The sequence below is a fragment of the Bradyrhizobium sp. USDA 4474 genome, assembly GCF_054057515.1.
In genome coordinates, this window is the sequence record NZ_JBSRZJ010000002.1 from 3,454,195 (window position 1) to 3,468,740 (window position 14,546).

The 14,546-nt window shown below is 64.3% G+C and carries 14 protein-coding genes; 11 read left to right on the plus strand and 3 right to left on the minus strand.

Features of this window, described 5'->3' with window-relative positions:
* Positions 1-293: 293 nt before the first annotated feature.
* On the minus strand, positions 294-1,283 hold the full coding sequence (locus ACVW16_RS18245; RefSeq protein WP_456736781.1) for a GlxA family transcriptional regulator: 990 nt from the start codon (positions 1,281-1,283) through the stop codon (positions 294-296).
* An 85-nt stretch (positions 1,284-1,368) separates the two neighbouring features.
* Between ACVW16_RS18245 and ACVW16_RS18250 the strand changes: the two genes are divergently transcribed.
* The gene (locus ACVW16_RS18250; RefSeq protein WP_456700542.1) at positions 1,369-1,695 is read left to right on the plus strand and encodes an NIPSNAP family protein; all 327 of its coding nucleotides are present in this window, start codon (positions 1,369-1,371) and stop codon (positions 1,693-1,695) included.
* Between the two features lie 150 nt (positions 1,696-1,845).
* Here ACVW16_RS18250 and ACVW16_RS18255 read toward each other — a convergent pair whose 3' ends face one another.
* Positions 1,846-3,117 (minus strand): MFS transporter, encoded by a 1,272-nt coding sequence (locus ACVW16_RS18255; protein ID WP_456736780.1) that lies wholly within the window; start codon positions 3,115-3,117, stop codon positions 1,846-1,848.
* Positions 3,118-3,376: 259 nt separating this feature from the next.
* On the opposite strand from ACVW16_RS18255, the gene ACVW16_RS18260 reads away from it, so the two are divergent.
* The 9 genes from ACVW16_RS18260 to ACVW16_RS18300 all read left to right on the plus strand — a co-directional run bounded on the left by ACVW16_RS18260 (position 3,377) and on the right by ACVW16_RS18300 (position 12,738).
* Positions 3,377-4,702: a UbiA family prenyltransferase gene (locus tag ACVW16_RS18260; protein WP_456736779.1), complete on the plus strand. Its 1,326-nt coding sequence runs from the start codon at positions 3,377-3,379 to the stop codon at positions 4,700-4,702.
* Between the two features lie 103 nt (positions 4,703-4,805).
* Positions 4,806-5,420 carry a ribonuclease D gene (locus ACVW16_RS18265; RefSeq protein WP_456736778.1) on the plus strand — a complete coding sequence of 205 codons (615 nt, stop codon included), beginning with the start codon at positions 4,806-4,808 and terminating at the stop codon, positions 5,418-5,420.
* Positions 5,421-5,572: 152 nt separating this feature from the next.
* Complete coding sequence (gene lptC, locus ACVW16_RS18270) at positions 5,573-6,298, plus strand: LPS export ABC transporter periplasmic protein LptC (RefSeq protein ID WP_456736777.1); 726 nt, start codon at positions 5,573-5,575, stop codon at positions 6,296-6,298.
* Positions 6,295-7,044: an LptA/OstA family protein gene (locus tag ACVW16_RS18275; RefSeq protein ID WP_456736776.1), complete on the plus strand. Its 750-nt coding sequence runs from the start codon at positions 6,295-6,297 to the stop codon at positions 7,042-7,044. Before lptC ends, ACVW16_RS18275 begins: the two co-directional genes overlap by 4 nt.
* A 221-nt stretch (positions 7,045-7,265) precedes the next feature.
* Positions 7,266-8,270, plus strand: coding sequence for an LPS export ABC transporter ATP-binding protein (gene lptB, locus ACVW16_RS18280; RefSeq protein WP_456736775.1), 1,005 nt, complete (start codon positions 7,266-7,268; stop codon positions 8,268-8,270).
* Positions 8,271-8,359: 89 nt separating this feature from the next.
* The gene (gene rpoN / locus ACVW16_RS18285; protein ID WP_456700549.1) at positions 8,360-10,000 is read left to right on the plus strand and encodes an RNA polymerase factor sigma-54; all 1,641 of its coding nucleotides are present in this window, start codon (positions 8,360-8,362) and stop codon (positions 9,998-10,000) included.
* 200 nt (positions 10,001-10,200) lie between these two features.
* On the plus strand, positions 10,201-10,800 hold the full coding sequence (gene hpf / locus ACVW16_RS18290) for a ribosome hibernation-promoting factor, HPF/YfiA family (protein ID WP_456736774.1): 600 nt from the start codon (positions 10,201-10,203) through the stop codon (positions 10,798-10,800).
* Between the two features lie 223 nt (positions 10,801-11,023).
* A complete protein-coding gene (gene ptsN / locus ACVW16_RS18295; protein ID WP_027528272.1) occupies positions 11,024-11,485 on the plus strand; it encodes a PTS IIA-like nitrogen regulatory protein PtsN in 462 nt (153 codons plus the stop codon).
* Between the two features lie 140 nt (positions 11,486-11,625).
* Entirely contained in the window at positions 11,626-12,738 is a 1,113-nt protein-coding gene (locus tag ACVW16_RS18300; protein ID WP_456736773.1) for a tetratricopeptide repeat protein, read from the plus strand.
* A gap of 68 nt (positions 12,739-12,806) precedes the next feature.
* Here ACVW16_RS18300 and ACVW16_RS18305 read toward each other — a convergent pair whose 3' ends face one another.
* The gene (locus ACVW16_RS18305; protein WP_456736772.1) at positions 12,807-13,445 is read right to left on the minus strand and encodes a TetR/AcrR family transcriptional regulator; all 639 of its coding nucleotides are present in this window, start codon (positions 13,443-13,445) and stop codon (positions 12,807-12,809) included.
* A gap of 279 nt (positions 13,446-13,724) precedes the next feature.
* Between ACVW16_RS18305 and ACVW16_RS18310 the strand changes: the two genes are divergently transcribed.
* Positions 13,725-14,531, plus strand: a complete 807-nt coding sequence (locus tag ACVW16_RS18310) for an SDR family NAD(P)-dependent oxidoreductase (RefSeq protein WP_456700553.1) — start codon at positions 13,725-13,727, stop codon at positions 14,529-14,531.
* The last annotated feature ends 15 nt before the right edge of the window (positions 14,532-14,546 follow it).

Below are 14,546 nucleotides of genomic sequence, written 5' to 3' on the forward strand. Positions count from 1 at the left end.
GCCCAATCCTTTCCTGGGCACCATTTGTCCCTTGGGGCGCAGTCCCAAGGTCGGCAGCGGGGCTCCGTCGGCAGTGCCAATGCGCCCGATGCGCAACAATGTTGCGGTATCAATCCAGGAATCGATTTGCGCTTCGTAAGCCGCCCCTCTTTCATTGCCGCGGCGATCGCAACATTGGTCTCGACGGGTCCGTGAGGATCAGGATTCCGCTCGCCAAAGGGGCTCGAGACGATGGCAACGCGCGGCATCTTTTGATGCAACTGGGTCCTGACCCGGCAGCGCCTGAGGGTCGACTATCCGATGTCACGTAATGTACGCGAGGTCAGACCGTAGAATTTCAGATGAACCCGATTCATCTGCTCGACTGACCCGAAGCCGCATCTGGCCGCAACCGTCTTGAGCGGCAAAGTCGAGGTCCGAAGATGGTGACGTGCCGTATCGGCACGAAGCCGTTTGACCGTCTCGGCGGGCGGCACACCGATCAGCGTTCGATATTTGCGTGCGAATGTTCGCTCGCTCATGCCCGCCTGCGCCGCAAGCACGGGAACGCTCAGGTCGCGGCTGATATTGCCCAAGATCCACTGGTGAAGCTTCGCAAAGGCTCCCGCCTTTTCGTGGTCAATGGTCTCGATGAATTCGCTGAATTGCGACTGGTTGCCGGGTCGCTTGACGTAGAGGACCATCCACTTGGCCGTGACTGCGGCGGCTGCTTCGCCGTGATCGTCAGCGACGAGCGCGAGCGCGAGGTCGATGCCGGCGCTTACGCCTGCGGAACTCCAGATTTTGCCGTCGCGCACATAGATGGCATCGCGGTCGATGGTGACATCGTGGAAGTTCCGTTGGAGCTTGTCGCAATCGGCCCAATGCGTTGTCGCTCGCTTGCCCGCAAGCAGCCCGGCCCGCGCAAGCACGCGTGCACCGTTGCACACGGAGCAGATCCGCTCCGCCTCGTCCATGTGGCTCCGCAACCAGTCGATCAGGAGGAGGTCCTGCGACGCGGCTTCAACGCCCTTTCCTCCGACCACCATAACCGTCGTTCTGGGCATCAACGCGGGCGGCAAAGGCTCAGCATCGATCGAAAGTGACAAGGAGCCCTGCACCCGAGTGGGACCGGACGACACGACGGAGACCCGGTAATCGATCGGCAGCCCTGTTGCGGCATCCCGCGCATGTTCGCTCGCCGAAAGGAACACCTGCATCGGGCCGGCGAGATCGAGCACTTGGAAGCGCTCAAACGCCAGAAAGACAATATGCCGAGGGGTTGCCGAGGCCGGTGTGAGCATTGGCAGGAAATACGAGAAGTTTGGCAAATATGCCAGTCGCAATCGGCGTAATTCGGATCAGGCTTGAACCGAGCGAGGATGGAAGATGATCTACGAGTTGCGCACCTATCGCACCCTGCCGGACCGGATGCCGGCACTGCTGAAGCGTTTTGAGACGCGGACACTGAAGATTTGGCAGCGGCTGGGCATTCGCCAGCTTGGCTTTTGGCGGACCACGGTCGGACCGTCACACCTTGATCTCGTCTACATCCTTGTCTGGGACTCGCTCGCGGAGCGGGAGCGTCTGTGGGGTGCCTTCGTGGCGGACCCCGAATGGCAGGAGGTCGCCGCTACCTCGGAGGTCGACGGGCCGATCCTCGCGAATATCTCGAGCTCCTTCATGAGCCCCACGAGCTTCTCGGCCCTGCAATAACAGTGGCCTCGGACGGGAGCGTATCGTCTGCGATGTCTCCGGAGCCATCGTCGTGAGGGACACCGGATTCGGTCCCCATCGAGCTGCTTCCAATCATCGGAGCTGGCCGGACGGCGATATCGACATCGCCGCCACGCGGGGGACCGGCTCTCACACCACCCGCTTCCCCGTTCTCTCCGCCACCGATTTCTGCACGAAATACATCGCGACCAGCGTGATAACATTGGTCATGACGACGACGTATCCGATCCGCTCGAAATGCAGCAGAGAGCCGTCGGGTTGCTGCGAGATGATCGCGGCCGCGAGCACCGAGCCGAGGCCGCCGGAGAGCTGTTGCAGCGAGGCGCTGACCGCGCTGAACGAGCCGCGCTGGCTCTGGTCGGGGATCGCCGACATCAGCGCCTGCGACGGGATCATGCGCGAGAAGATACCGACGAACAGCAGCACGTTGACGGCGATCGCGGTCACCAGCGAGACATGGCCGAGATGGGTGTAGATCAGGACCATCAGGACGGTCATCACGCAGCCGAACACGAAGGTCGGGTATTTGCCGAAGGCGTCGCTGGCGCGGCCGACCATCGGGCCCGTGACGATGCTGAACAGGCCGGAAACCAGATAGATCGTCGGCAGATGCACGATGTCGATGCCGACATTGTTCACGGTGAAGGCGCTGGAGAACGGCATCAGCATGTAGCCGCCGGTCGCCAGCAATGTCGTGACCGAGAAAGCCAGCGTGTAGCGCGGCTCGAAGATGGTGGCGGCCAGATGGTGGAACGGATTTTGGTCCTGCTTCAGCTTCAGATGCGCGTCGACCGGCTCCATGGCGAAGGCGATGATGGCGATCGCCAGGATCGACAGGCCGACGATGGCAAAGAAGCAGACATGCCAGCTCCAGTGGTTGGCGAGAAACAGCCCCGCCGGCACGCCAAGCACCTGGCTCGCCGCAAAGGCGGTCTGGACGAAACCCATCACACGGCCGCGCAAATGCAGCGCGAACAGATCGGTGACGATGGCGAGCACGATCGAGCCGATCACGCCGCCGAACAAGCCGGTCACGATGCGGCCGAGCAGCAGCACGTGGTAATTTTGCGCGAATGCGCAGAGCGCGGTGCCGACCGTGAAGCCGACATAGAAGAACAGCAGCAGGCGCTTGCGGTCGAAGCGATCGGCAAAGCCGGCGGCCAGGATGCCCGACAATCCTGCGCTGAACGCGTAGGCCGACACCGCGACGCCGAATTGCCCGGCCGTGATGTCGAGCGAGGGCATCATGATGGCGCCGAGCGGCGACATGATGATGAAGTCGAGGATGATGGTGAACTGCGCGAACGCGAGCAGCGCCACGAGAAGCGACTGGTAGCGCGTAAAGCCGCGCTGGCGTTCCTGCTGATCGTCGATCGGCGCGGCGAGCGTCTGGTCTGTCATGGCACCTGAGGCTGTGGTGGGAAGCTGGGCTCAGATGGGGTGCCCGCCGCCGATTACCACCGGCACGCGCCTCATGTTCCGCTGGTATATTCCGTGCGCTCCGGATTGTGGGATCCGTGCAACAGCCGGCCACGGGCTTCCCCGCCGGCCGAATTAAGCCGCTTTTAGCCAATGCCGCCTAGGCTCGCGGCCGTCCTTTTCCCGCTTCCTCCCCCAGTCCCTGGGCCGGCCGTGTCGCGGCAAGTCAGAGCGTTTTCGGATGGAGCAGCCAGCCTGGCAGTACGATCGAAGTGAGGCCGCGCCGGATTCTGTCCCGCCGCCGGCTCGCACGCTCGTGATCGATCTCGAAGGCGCCCTGCTGCGCTCGGACTTGCTGATGGAGGCGCTGTTCTCGGCCCCTGCCCGCATGCTGGCGCGCTTCGGCGCGCGCGGACGTCCGGGCGTGGCTGTTCTCGCGGAGGTTCTGTCAAGCGCGAAGCTCGACCACGCCCATCTGCCCTATGACGCCGATGTGCTGAACCGGGCGCTGGCGGCGCGGGCGCGGGGCGCGAAGATTTATCTGGTCGCGGGCCGCTTCCCCGATCAGGCCGCCGGCATTTCGGCGCATCTCGGCTTCGACGGGGTCGTGACCCCTGCTGATCTTGCCGCCGGCGACAATCTGCCGTTCGACCGCGCTGCGGTCGAGCGCATCGACCACGTCGATCGTGATCGCGCCAGTCTTCGCACCTGGGCGAAAGCGCTGCGCCTCTATCAATACGCCAAGAACACGCTGGTGTTCGTGCCCGTTCTCACCGCGCATCAGGTGAACATCGCGACACTCGGCGCCACCTTGCTGGCATTCCTGGCGTTCTCGGCCTGTGCGTCGGGCGCCTATCTGATGAACGATCTGCTCGATCTCGCCGCCGATCGCCAGCATCCGACCAAGCGCCACCGCGCGCTGGCCGCGGGGACGTTGCCGATCTCGTCGGCGCTGGCGGCGATCCCGGTGCTGTGGCTGTTCGCCTTCGGGGCCAGTCTTTGCATCTCCTCGACGTTCCTCGGCGTGCTCGTCGCCTATCTCCTCACCACCATCGCCTATTCGCTGGTGCTCAAGCGCAAGATGCTGGTCGACGTCGTCACGCTCGCCGGCCTCTATTGCCTGCGCATCGTCGCCGGCGCGGTCGCGGCCGGCGTCATGCTGTCGGAATGGCTGATGGTGTTCTCGCTGTTCGTGTTCACCTCGCTCGCGTTGATCAAGCGCTTCAGCGAGCTCAGCCTGCGCCAGGGCGAAGGCCTCGCCGCTCCCTCCAACCGCGACTACCGCATCAGCGACCTCCACATCATCGCCGCGATGGCGGCGGCGAGCGCCATGAATGCCGTGACGGTGTTTGCGCTCTACGTCTCGTCCACGGCGGTGACGCCGCTCTACAGCCGCCCATGGCTGCTGTGGCTGCTCGCGCCGCTGCTGCTCTACTGGTTCGGCCGGGCCCTGATGATCGCGCATCGCCGCGAGATGCCCGACGACCCCATCATCTACGCCTTCCGCGACGGCGCCAGCCGCACCACGGTTGCGGCGATGGTCTGCATCATGCTTGCGGCGATCTGAGCCATCGCTGCTTGCGCAGGTCCCCCCCCAGGGGCTAAATCGCGGACCATCCGAAGAGCTTACGATACCGACGCGACCGATTCGACTGAGGGTTTGAAACGCCATGACCGTACGCCTGCATCGCGGCGACCTGCCTGACCTCTCCCGCTACACCGGCGCGGTGGCGATCGACACCGAAACCATGGGGTTGAACCCGCACCGCGACCGGCTCTGCGTGGTCCAGCTTTCGCCCGGCGACGGCAGCGCCGACGTGGTGCAGATCCCCAAGGGTCACATCGATGCGCCGAACCTGAAGGCGCTGCTGGCCAACCCCGGCATCACGAAAATCTTCCATTTCGCCCGCTTCGATGTCGCTGTGCTGTACCAGAGCTTCGGTGTCATGACCGGGCCGATCTACTGCACCAAGATCGCCTCCCGCCTGACTCGCACCTATACCGATCGCCACGGCCTCAAGGACCTCGTGCGCGAGGTGCTCAATGTCGACCTCTCCAAGCAGCAGCAATCCAGCGATTGGGGGTCCGACAGCCTGACCGAGCCGCAGCTCGCTTACGCCGCCTCCGACGTGCTGCACCTGCATGCCCTGCGTGAGCGGCTCGACGCGATGCTGGTCCGGGAGGGCCGCACCCAGCTGGCCAAGGCCTGTTTCGACTTCCTGCCGACCCGCGCCCTGCTCGACCTGCAGGGCTGGGAGGAAGAGGACATTTTCGCGCATTCCTGAGCCGTTGACGCGGAGCATGACCCGGGCCGCCGCCCCGTTTCGGACACTTTCCTGCGGCCAGTCGCAGGCTGCATATTCCTGAGGTCGCGGGTACAATGGGGCGCCCGCGATTGGAGCCATCTGACCAGGCAAGCGATGCCCCCGGAGCAGCGGTGAACTCGGCCCAGTTTCCCATCTACGACGCCGCGCTCGCGGCGAAGTTTGCCCAGGCGGCGCGCCACAGCCGCCTGGTGCGGATTCTGCGCATCGCGGTGCCGGCGACGGTGGTTCTGGCCATGGCCTCGATCGTCGCGGTCTCGACCTTCCTCAACCCCTTCACCATGATCCCCGTGAAGGTCGATTCCGGAAACATGGTGGTGACCGGGACCAAGATCACGATGGAAACGCCGCACCTTTCCGGTTTCACCCCGGATCAGCGGCCCTACGAGCTCTGGGCCAAAACCGCCACACAGGACATCACCGACCCCGACCATGTCGATCTCAACGCCCTGCGCGCCAAGGTGCTGATGGAAGATCAATCGACGGTGTTCCTCGATGCCCGCACCGGCCGCTTCGACAACAAGCAGCAGCAGCTCGATCTGCACAAGGACATCTTCCTGCGCACCTCCACCGGTTATGAGGCGCGGCTGAACTCGGCCTTTGTCGACATGAACAAGGGCACGGTTTCCTCGGATGAGCATGTCGACGTCAAATTGACCAACGGCACGCTGACCGCGGACAGGCTGCGGATCACCGGAGGCGGTGAGGTCGTTCGTTTCGAAGGCAATGTCGTGATGCATCTGGACAAGATCAGCACGGATGAGCCCGCTCCCGCGCCGGTCGAGCCGCCCCCGCCACCACCGGCGAAATCCCGGAGCAAGTCCGGCAACGCAAGATGATTTTGATGACTCATTTTTCTTCGCGTCACGACACCAGGCGTCACGCCATCGTCGCGGCGATGGCGCTTGCCGGCGCCGCGCTGATCACGGCGGGTGCCGTCGCGCAAAGCACGATGCAAGGCGTGCCCAATGCGATGCAGGGCTTTTCGCAGAATCGCGATCAGCCGATCCAGATCGAGGCCGCCTCGCTCGAGATGCGCGACAAGAAGAAGGAAGCCACCTTCTCGGGCAATGTGAAGGTCGTGCAGGGCGACACCACCATGACCTCGAAGACGCTGGTGGTGTTCTACGAATCCTCTGGCGACAAGCAGGCCCCGCCGCAGACGGCTCCAACCGCGGCGCCGGCCAAGGGTCAGAAGAGCGCGCCGCCGATGCAGGCGGCGGCGCCGGGCCCCGGCGGCGCCTCGTCGATCAAGCGGCTGGAAGCGCGCGGCAATGTCGTCGTCACCCAGAAGGACCAGGTGGTGACCGGCGAGACCGCCGTGTTCGACACCAAGACCAACCTCATCACCATGCTGGGTGGGTCCGGGGGCCAGGTGGTTCTGACCCAATGCCAGAACGTGTTGCGCGGCGACCGCCTCATGGTCGACATGACCACCGGCGTTTCGCGGGTGGAATCCGACAGCGGCAAGGTGCAGGGCCTGTTCATCCAGTCCCAGGGCGGCGGGAACGGCAAATGCGGAACGCCCGTGGCTCCGGGCGCGGGTTCGCCTCTGCAACTGCCCGGTGGAAGTAAACAGAAGTGAATTCAATCACTTGTCGCTGATGCTGATGATCCGAGGTTGAAGCGTGCCCGGTGAGGCTGTATCTAGCGCGCAGGGCTTTCGAAGCGGGGTCGGCCGCTTTTCGGGCGTGTTTCACTGGGCATGAGACATCCCTTCACTCACGCTGCGTCGGCGAATCGAATTGCTGGCGTGGCAGATTGCGTGAATGTCGCGCAGAATCCGTAGAAGGCTGGAAGGCGGGGATGGTCGATCTGTTCAGCATGTTCCGTCGTCGCCCCGCCAAGCGCGGCCCGCGGGGATTCGCCCGTCGGGACATCACGGCGCTCGGGGACAGCATCGGCGGGCTGGTGGCGAGTCCTGTCAGGGATGCGCCGCCGCTTGCCCGTGACCAGCCCATTCAGGCCTCGGACCCCTATGGCCTCGAGGCTCCGCCGCGGCCGCGGCCAGCGGTTGCTCAACCGCTTAAGGCCAGCAGGCCCGCCGCCCAGTCCAACGGCACGGGCGGACCGCAGCTGTTGCGGCGGCCGGGCTTCCTGGCTGTGCATAGCGTGGAAAAGAGTTTCGGCAGCCGCCAGGTCGTGCGCGGCGTCAGCATTTATGTCCGGCGCGGCGAAGCGGTCGGCCTGCTCGGCCCGAACGGCGCCGGCAAGACCACCGTGTTCTACATGATCACAGGCCTGATCAAGGCCGATCGCGGCGCGATCGAGCTCGACGGCCACGACGTCACCAAGCTGCCGATGTATCAGCGCGCGCGCCTCGGCATCGGCTACCTGCCGCAGGAAGCCTCGATCTTTCGCGGCCTCACCGTCGAGCAGAACATCCGTGCCGTGCTCGAAGTGGTCGAGCCCTCGCGCAAGGAACGCGAGCAGCAGCTCGACGCGCTGCTCGACGAATTCAACATCACGCGCCTGCGGAAATCGCCGTCGATCGCATTGTCCGGCGGTGAGCGTCGCCGCGTCGAGATCGCGCGCGCGCTGGCCACGCGTCCGAACTACATGCTGCTCGACGAGCCCTTCGCCGGCATCGATCCGATCGCGGTCGGCGACATTCAGGACCTCGTCCGCCACCTCACCAATCGCGGCATCGGCGTGCTGATCACCGACCACAATGTGCGCGAGACGCTCGGCCTCACCGATCGCGCCTATATCGTCTATGCCGGTGAGATCCTGACCGAGGGAAGCCCGGACGAGATCGTCGCGGATCCCGATGTTCGCCGGCTTTACCTTGGCGAGGAATTCCGCCTCTAGCCGTTTTTTCCGTCTCGTCAAGGCGTGTACATCGGGCCGGGACTAAGATAAGCAAGAATCGGACCAATTTTGGGAACGGTTCTTGTTAGATGGCGCTTTCGCAGAGATTAGAGTTCCGGCAATCGCAGTCGCTGGTCATGACGCCGCAGTTGATGCAGGCGATCAAGCTGCTGCAATTGTCCAATCTCGATCTCACGACCTTCGTGGAGGAGGAGCTCGAGCGTAATCCCCTGCTGGAGCGGGCCAATGACGAGGCTCCCGGCGGCGACGCCGCGGCCGAGGCCGCCCGGTTCAGCGACACCGATGGCGACGAATCAGGCAGCCAGGGAGACGGTCTCGGCGGCGACGACGGCTTCGGCGGTGGCGGCGACGCCTTCGAACCCGGCCAGGAAGAATGGATGAGCAAGGATCTCGGCACCCGCGCCGAGATCGAGCAGACCCTGGATACGGGCCTGGACAACGTGTTCTCCGAGGAGCCCGCCGAGGCGGCGGCACGCAACGCCCAGGACGTCGCGCCGACGACCTATACCGAGTGGGGCGGCGGCGCCTCGGGTGACGAGGACTACAATCTCGAGGCTTTCGTCGCGGCCGAGATGACGCTGTCCGACCACCTTGCCGAGCAGCTCTCGGTCGCCTTCACAGGCGCGGCGCAGCGCATGATCGGGCAGTATCTGATCGACCTCGTCGACGAGGCCGGCTATCTGCCGCCCGATCTCGGCCAGGCCGCCGAGCGGCTTGGCGCAACGCAAGAGGACGTCGAGGGCGTCCTTGCCGTGCTGCAGAAATTCGATCCGCCCGGCGTCTGCGCGCGCAATTTGAGCGAATGCCTGGCGATCCAGCTCCGCGAGCTCGACCGCTACGATCCCGCGATGCAGGCCCTCGTCGAGCATCTCGATCTCCTCGCCAAGCGCGACATCGCCGCCTTGCGCAAGCTCTGCGGCGTCGACGACGAGGACATCGCCGACATGATCGGCGAGATCAGGCGCCTCAATCCCAAGCCCGGCATGAAGTTCGGCTCGGCGCGGCTTCAGACCGTGGTGCCCGACGTCTATGTCCGGCCGGGTCCTGACGGCGGCTGGCATGTCGAGCTCAACAGCGACACCCTGCCGCGCGTGCTGGTGAACCAGACCTACTATTCCGAGCTGTCGAAGAAGATCGGCAAGGACGGCGACAAGTCGTATTTCACCGACGCGCTGCAGAACGCGACCTGGCTGGTGCGCGCGCTCGACCAGCGCGCCCGCACCATCCTGAAAGTCGCGACCGAGATCGTGCGCCAGCAGGACGGCTTCTTCACCCACGGTGTCGCGCATCTGCGGCCGCTGAATCTGAAAGCCGTCGCCGACGCCATCCAGATGCATGAATCCACGGTGTCGCGCGTCACCGCCAACAAATACATGGCGACAAATCGCGGCACATTCGAGTTGAAATATTTCTTCACGGCCTCGATCGCGTCCGCCGACGGCGGGGAGGCGCACTCGGCCGAGGCCGTGCGTCACCACATCAAGCAGCTGATCGATTCGGAAGAGCCGTCCGCGATCCTGTCGGATGATACCATCGTGGAACGATTGCGCGCCTCGGGCATTGATATTGCCCGCCGCACGGTCGCGAAGTACCGCGAAGCCATGCGCATTCCGTCCTCGGTGCAACGCCGTCGCGACAAGCAGAGCGCTCTTGGTAACGTCCTTTCCACCCCGATGTCCGATCGCTCTCGCAACACCGAACCGGCCTGATTGCGCTGGCACAGAATCGCGCTACTCTCATTCTCCCATCGCGACCGATCCAAGCACGCGCATGATCCGGAAAGGTGTACAGCGGTTTTCCCTGCCGACAAACGCCGTAGGCGTCTGCGGGGAGATCATGCGCAGGGGAACGACCCCAGCTCCGATGCCGCGTCATCGGAGCTGGCCGATTGAACCAAGCGAGGCATCACATGACTCTTCGGATCTCGGGCAAGAGCGTTAGCGTCGGCGAGGCCCTTCGCGGCCGCGTCACCGATCGGACGGAAGAGGTCCTGCGTAAATATTTCGACGGCAATTATTCCGGCCACATCACGCTCAGCAAGGACGGCTTCGGCTTCCGCACCGACTGTGCGCTGCATCTCGATTCCGGAATTACGCTGGAGGCCGATTCGAACGCGCAGGACGCCTATGCCAGTGCCGACCAGGCGCTGATCATGATCGAGAAGCGGCTCAAGCGCTACAAGAGCCGGCTCAAGGACCGCTCGGCCCGCAAGGCCCATGTCGCCTCCGCGGCGCTGGCCGCGCTGGATGCCACGGCTTACGTCCTGGAGGCGCCGGGCGAAGGCGACGACGAGGACGAAATCACCGGCTACAACCCCGTGATCATCGCCGAGGCCACGACATCGCTGAAGCGGCTCTCGGTCAGCGAGGCAGTCATGGAACTCGACCTCAGTGGGGCGCCCTGTCTGGTATTCCAGCATGGTTCCTCGGGCCGGGTGAACATCATTTATCGCCGGGCCGACGGCAATGTTGGCTGGATTGATCCGCCGGGTGACAAATCGGGCGGCTAGACCGGCGAAAGGGCACTCCCGTATCAACCACAGGCCTTAACAATGACGGGGGCAAAGCCGCACGCGGGAGTTGGCACCGGGATTGCGTTGGAGTAGAAGCGCCCCACATCAGGATCGGGGCTAAGTCCCCCTCCTGCTTCACCTTCTTGACGCCGGCCGGGCTCGGTTCAATCGAGGCGGCCAATTCGGAACCTGACGGTTTAACTCACCTCGGAAACCTTCCATGCCGATTACCGATCTGGTCGCACCCGAGGCGATTCTCCCGGCATTGAAGGTCAACAGCAAGAAGCAGGCGCTGCAAGAGCTCGCGGCCAAGGCTGCCGAGCTGACCGGACAAAACGAACGCTCGGTGTTCGAGGTGCTGCTCCAGCGCGAGAAGCTCGGCACCACCGCGGTCGGCTACGGCGTCGCCATTCCCCACGGCAAGCTGCCCAAGCTCGAGAAGATCTTCGGCCTGTTCGCCCGCCTCGATCGCCCGATCGATTTCGAGGCGATGGACGGCCAGCCGGTCGATCTCGTCTTCCTGCTGCTCGCCCCTGAAGGCGCCGGCGCCGATCATTTGAAGGCGCTGGCCCGCATCGCCCGCCTGCTGCGCGACCAGGACATCGCCAAGAAGCTCCGCGCCTCGCGCGACGCCCAGGCGATCTATTCGGTGCTGGCCCTGCCGCCGGCCAGCGCGGCCTGATCTCTCCCTTCTACATCGAACGTAAGCCCCGGCACCAGCGACTTATGTCACGGCGGGGCCGCGAAGCGGTCCGCGAGGCTTCTCCTCGTGCGGACCCGCATCCTGCGAACGGCATGGATTCGATGCGGAGATCTTGAGTCATGAGATGCGGTTCGACAGTGCGCGTCTTCGCTGTGCTTTGCACCGTCACGATGGTCGTGACGAGCATGGCCCGTGCCGACGAGGCGTCGAACGATCGCATCATCGCGGAAACATCCGGAATCATCGCGGCCGACCAGGACAATGCCGCGGCTTATGAGAAGCGCGGCGAAGCCTATTTCGGCAAGCGCGACAGGGACCATGCCTTCGAGGATTGCAGTGCGGCGATCCGGCTGGATCCGAATTTCGCGCGGGCCTACCAGTGCCGCGGGCGCGCTTACTCCGTCAAAGGCGACCGCGATCGCGCGCTGGCCGATTTCAACGAGGCCATTCGCCTCGATCCGAGCTACGGACCGCCTTACACCTGGCGCGGTATCGAATATTACAACAGGCGCGAATTCGATCTGGCGATCACGCATCTCACCGAGGCGATCGAGCGCAATCCCGCGCAGGCGTATCTTGCCCTCATAAGCCGGGGCGAATCGTATGCCGCGAAGGACGATAACGACCATGCCGTCGCCGATTACGAGGAGGCGATGCGTCGTAACCCTGCTGCCGCCTGGCCCTACGAGCTGCGGAGCCTGATCCGTTTCAACAGGGGCGAGATCGACGCCAGTCTCGACGATTGCGATACCGCGGTTCGCCTGGAGCCCAACAGCGCCGGCGGCCACTATTGCCGGGCCACCGTCCTCCTCAAAAAGGGCGATACCGAGAACGTCATCAGGGAGCTTGATGACGTCATCAGGTTCAGCCCGACTTTCGAAAAGGCATATTTCGTCCGCGCCGCGGCCTGGCGCAAGAAGGGCGATGATCGTCGCGCCATCGCCGACATGGATCAAGGCATCCGGCTTCAGCCGGGAAATTCGATGGCCTGGCAAAACCGCGCAAGCACGTATCGCGATCTCGGAGACAACACCCGCGCGCTCGCCGACTATGCGGAGGCGCTGCGGCTGGATCCTGCAAACCGGATCGCCCTGGTCAATCGCGCCCTCCTCTATATGACGCTGTCCGACCGCAAACATGCGCGCGAGGATTTCAACAGCGTGCTCGCGCTGCCGCCGAACGACAAATGGGCCAACGACACCGCGCGCGAAGGGCTTGGGTTTCTGAAGTGATGCGGGAGTGGGCGCGAGCTCCCGCCTCGCACTCCGTCATTGCGGAGCGCAGGCGCCGCCTGCGCGCGTCAGCACACCGTCGGCAGCAGGCGCCGGACTTCGTCGAGCAGTTCGGGAATCGCCGTCTTGTCGGCCGCGAGATGCTTGAGCAGCGCACTCTGGAATAGACCGTCGAACAGCGCATAGAGGGCGGCGGGCGACGACACTGGTCGCTTGCCGCCGAGCTCGGCGTAGCGCGATGCGATGCGCCAGATCATCGCCTCCAGGTTCTTGTCGATCTCGAGCACGTCCTTGCGAAACGCCGCCTCGAACATCGCCTGCGAACGCAAATCGTACCAAAGCCGGTGCATGCGGGCTTCGTTCTGCAGCGTGGCCGCAAGCTTGGCGAGGAAACCTTCCGTCAATTCGTCGCGGCTCGTCGCTGTTGCGACGACCTCGTCATATCGGGTCACGCACTTCGCCTTGTAGTGGCGGACGCAGCAGCAGATCAGGTCCAGCTTGTCGCTGAAATAATAGTGGAACACGCCGTGCGTGAACGCCGAGTTCTGCGCGATCTCGCGCAGGCTGGTGCGTGCGAAGCCGAGCTCTCCAAGCGTTTCGAGCGCGGCTTCGGCGAGCTCGATGCGCCGTGCGTTGAACTTCTCGTCGCGCAGCACCTCGGCCGCTTCAGCCACACGCCGGGCCGCGCCCGTCACCTGCCGCGCCATCTGGTTCCTTCCCCAGTCCCATTCTTTCAACGACTTATGCCGGCTCGACCGCCTGACAACTCCATCCCCTCACAACCATCTTCTTTGACGACTGTCAAATTCGTTCTTGACAAGTGTCAAGTTTCTGGCGGAGGTTCCGCTTCAAGAATTTGGACAGTCGTCAAGACGTCCGGTCATGGAGGAACGCTTCGCTGGGTGCGGCCGAAGGCCCTGCGCCCATCGACCTGGCGCGCCTGTTGGCGCAGCCCGAATCGATCACCAGCAACGGAGGAGTGCGTCATGAGTGGGAAGAGTCTTGCAGGCAGGAAAGCCCTGGTCACCGGCGGTGCCCGAGGCATCGGCGCGGCGATCGCGCAGGCGTTGGCGCGCGCCGGCGCCGCGGTCATGATCGCCGATATCCTCGAGGATGCCGGCAGTGCGACCGCAAGCGCAATCGCGAAGGAAGCAGGCGTCACGACCGGATTCGCCCAGCTTGACGTCGCCGATGACGCCCAATGGGAGCGGGCGGTTGCCAAGACCGTCGCAACCCTCGGCGGCTACGACATCCTCATCAACAATGCCGGGATCGAGATCACCGCCCTCGTCAGCGAGGTCAAGGCCGAGGACGCACGCCGGATGTGCGACGTCAACATCGTCGGCACCGTACTCGGCATGAAGCACGCTTTCCGCGCGATGCGGCCGGGCGGACCGGCGGGCAAGGGCGGCGCGGTCGTTAACATCGCCTCTGTCGCCGCCACGATCGCCTTCCCGAGCATCGCGGTCTATTCCGCCACGAAGTCCGCGGTTGATCGCATGACGCGGGTCGGAGCGATGGAAGCCGGCAAGCTCGGTTACGGCGTGCGCGTCAACTGCATCTATCCCGGCTTGATACCGACCGACATGGGCCTGCAGCTGGCGAACGACATCGTCAAGATCGGTCTCGCCGCCGACGTCAACGCCGCGGTCGGCTCAGTGGTGGAGCAGACGCCTCTCGGCAAGCTCGCGGAGGTCGGCGACATCGCCGATGCCGCGGTGTTCCTGTGCTCGAACGAGGCGCGTTTCATCACCGGCATCGGACTGCCGGTCGATGGCGGCATGGGCATGTAGCAAACATCTTCACAA

What these genes read in the sequence shown, in the direction of transcription:
- ACVW16_RS18245 (WP_456736781.1), bottom strand. Translation starts at nt 1,283, where the DNA reads ATGCTCACACCGGCCTCGGCAACCCCTCGGCATATTGTCTTTCTGGCG.
- ACVW16_RS18250 (WP_456700542.1), top strand. Translation starts at nt 1,369, where the DNA reads ATGATCTACGAGTTGCGCACCTATCGCACCCTGCCGGACCGGATGCCG.
- ACVW16_RS18255 (WP_456736780.1), bottom strand. Translation starts at nt 3,117, where the DNA reads ATGACAGACCAGACGCTCGCCGCGCCGATCGACGATCAGCAGGAACGC.
- ACVW16_RS18260 (WP_456736779.1), top strand. Translation starts at nt 3,377, where the DNA reads ATGGAGCAGCCAGCCTGGCAGTACGATCGAAGTGAGGCCGCGCCGGAT.
- ACVW16_RS18265 (WP_456736778.1), top strand. Translation starts at nt 4,806, where the DNA reads ATGACCGTACGCCTGCATCGCGGCGACCTGCCTGACCTCTCCCGCTAC.
- ACVW16_RS18275 (WP_456736776.1), top strand. Translation starts at nt 6,295, where the DNA reads ATGATTTTGATGACTCATTTTTCTTCGCGTCACGACACCAGGCGTCAC.
- lptB (WP_456736775.1), top strand. Translation starts at nt 7,266, where the DNA reads ATGGTCGATCTGTTCAGCATGTTCCGTCGTCGCCCCGCCAAGCGCGGC.
- rpoN (WP_456700549.1), top strand. Translation starts at nt 8,360, where the DNA reads ATGGCGCTTTCGCAGAGATTAGAGTTCCGGCAATCGCAGTCGCTGGTC.
- hpf (WP_456736774.1), top strand. Translation starts at nt 10,201, where the DNA reads ATGACTCTTCGGATCTCGGGCAAGAGCGTTAGCGTCGGCGAGGCCCTT.
- ptsN (WP_027528272.1), top strand. Translation starts at nt 11,024, where the DNA reads ATGCCGATTACCGATCTGGTCGCACCCGAGGCGATTCTCCCGGCATTG.
- ACVW16_RS18300 (WP_456736773.1), top strand. Translation starts at nt 11,626, where the DNA reads ATGAGATGCGGTTCGACAGTGCGCGTCTTCGCTGTGCTTTGCACCGTC.
- ACVW16_RS18305 (WP_456736772.1), bottom strand. Translation starts at nt 13,445, where the DNA reads ATGGCGCGGCAGGTGACGGGCGCGGCCCGGCGTGTGGCTGAAGCGGCC.
- ACVW16_RS18310 (WP_456700553.1), top strand. Translation starts at nt 13,725, where the DNA reads ATGAGTGGGAAGAGTCTTGCAGGCAGGAAAGCCCTGGTCACCGGCGGT.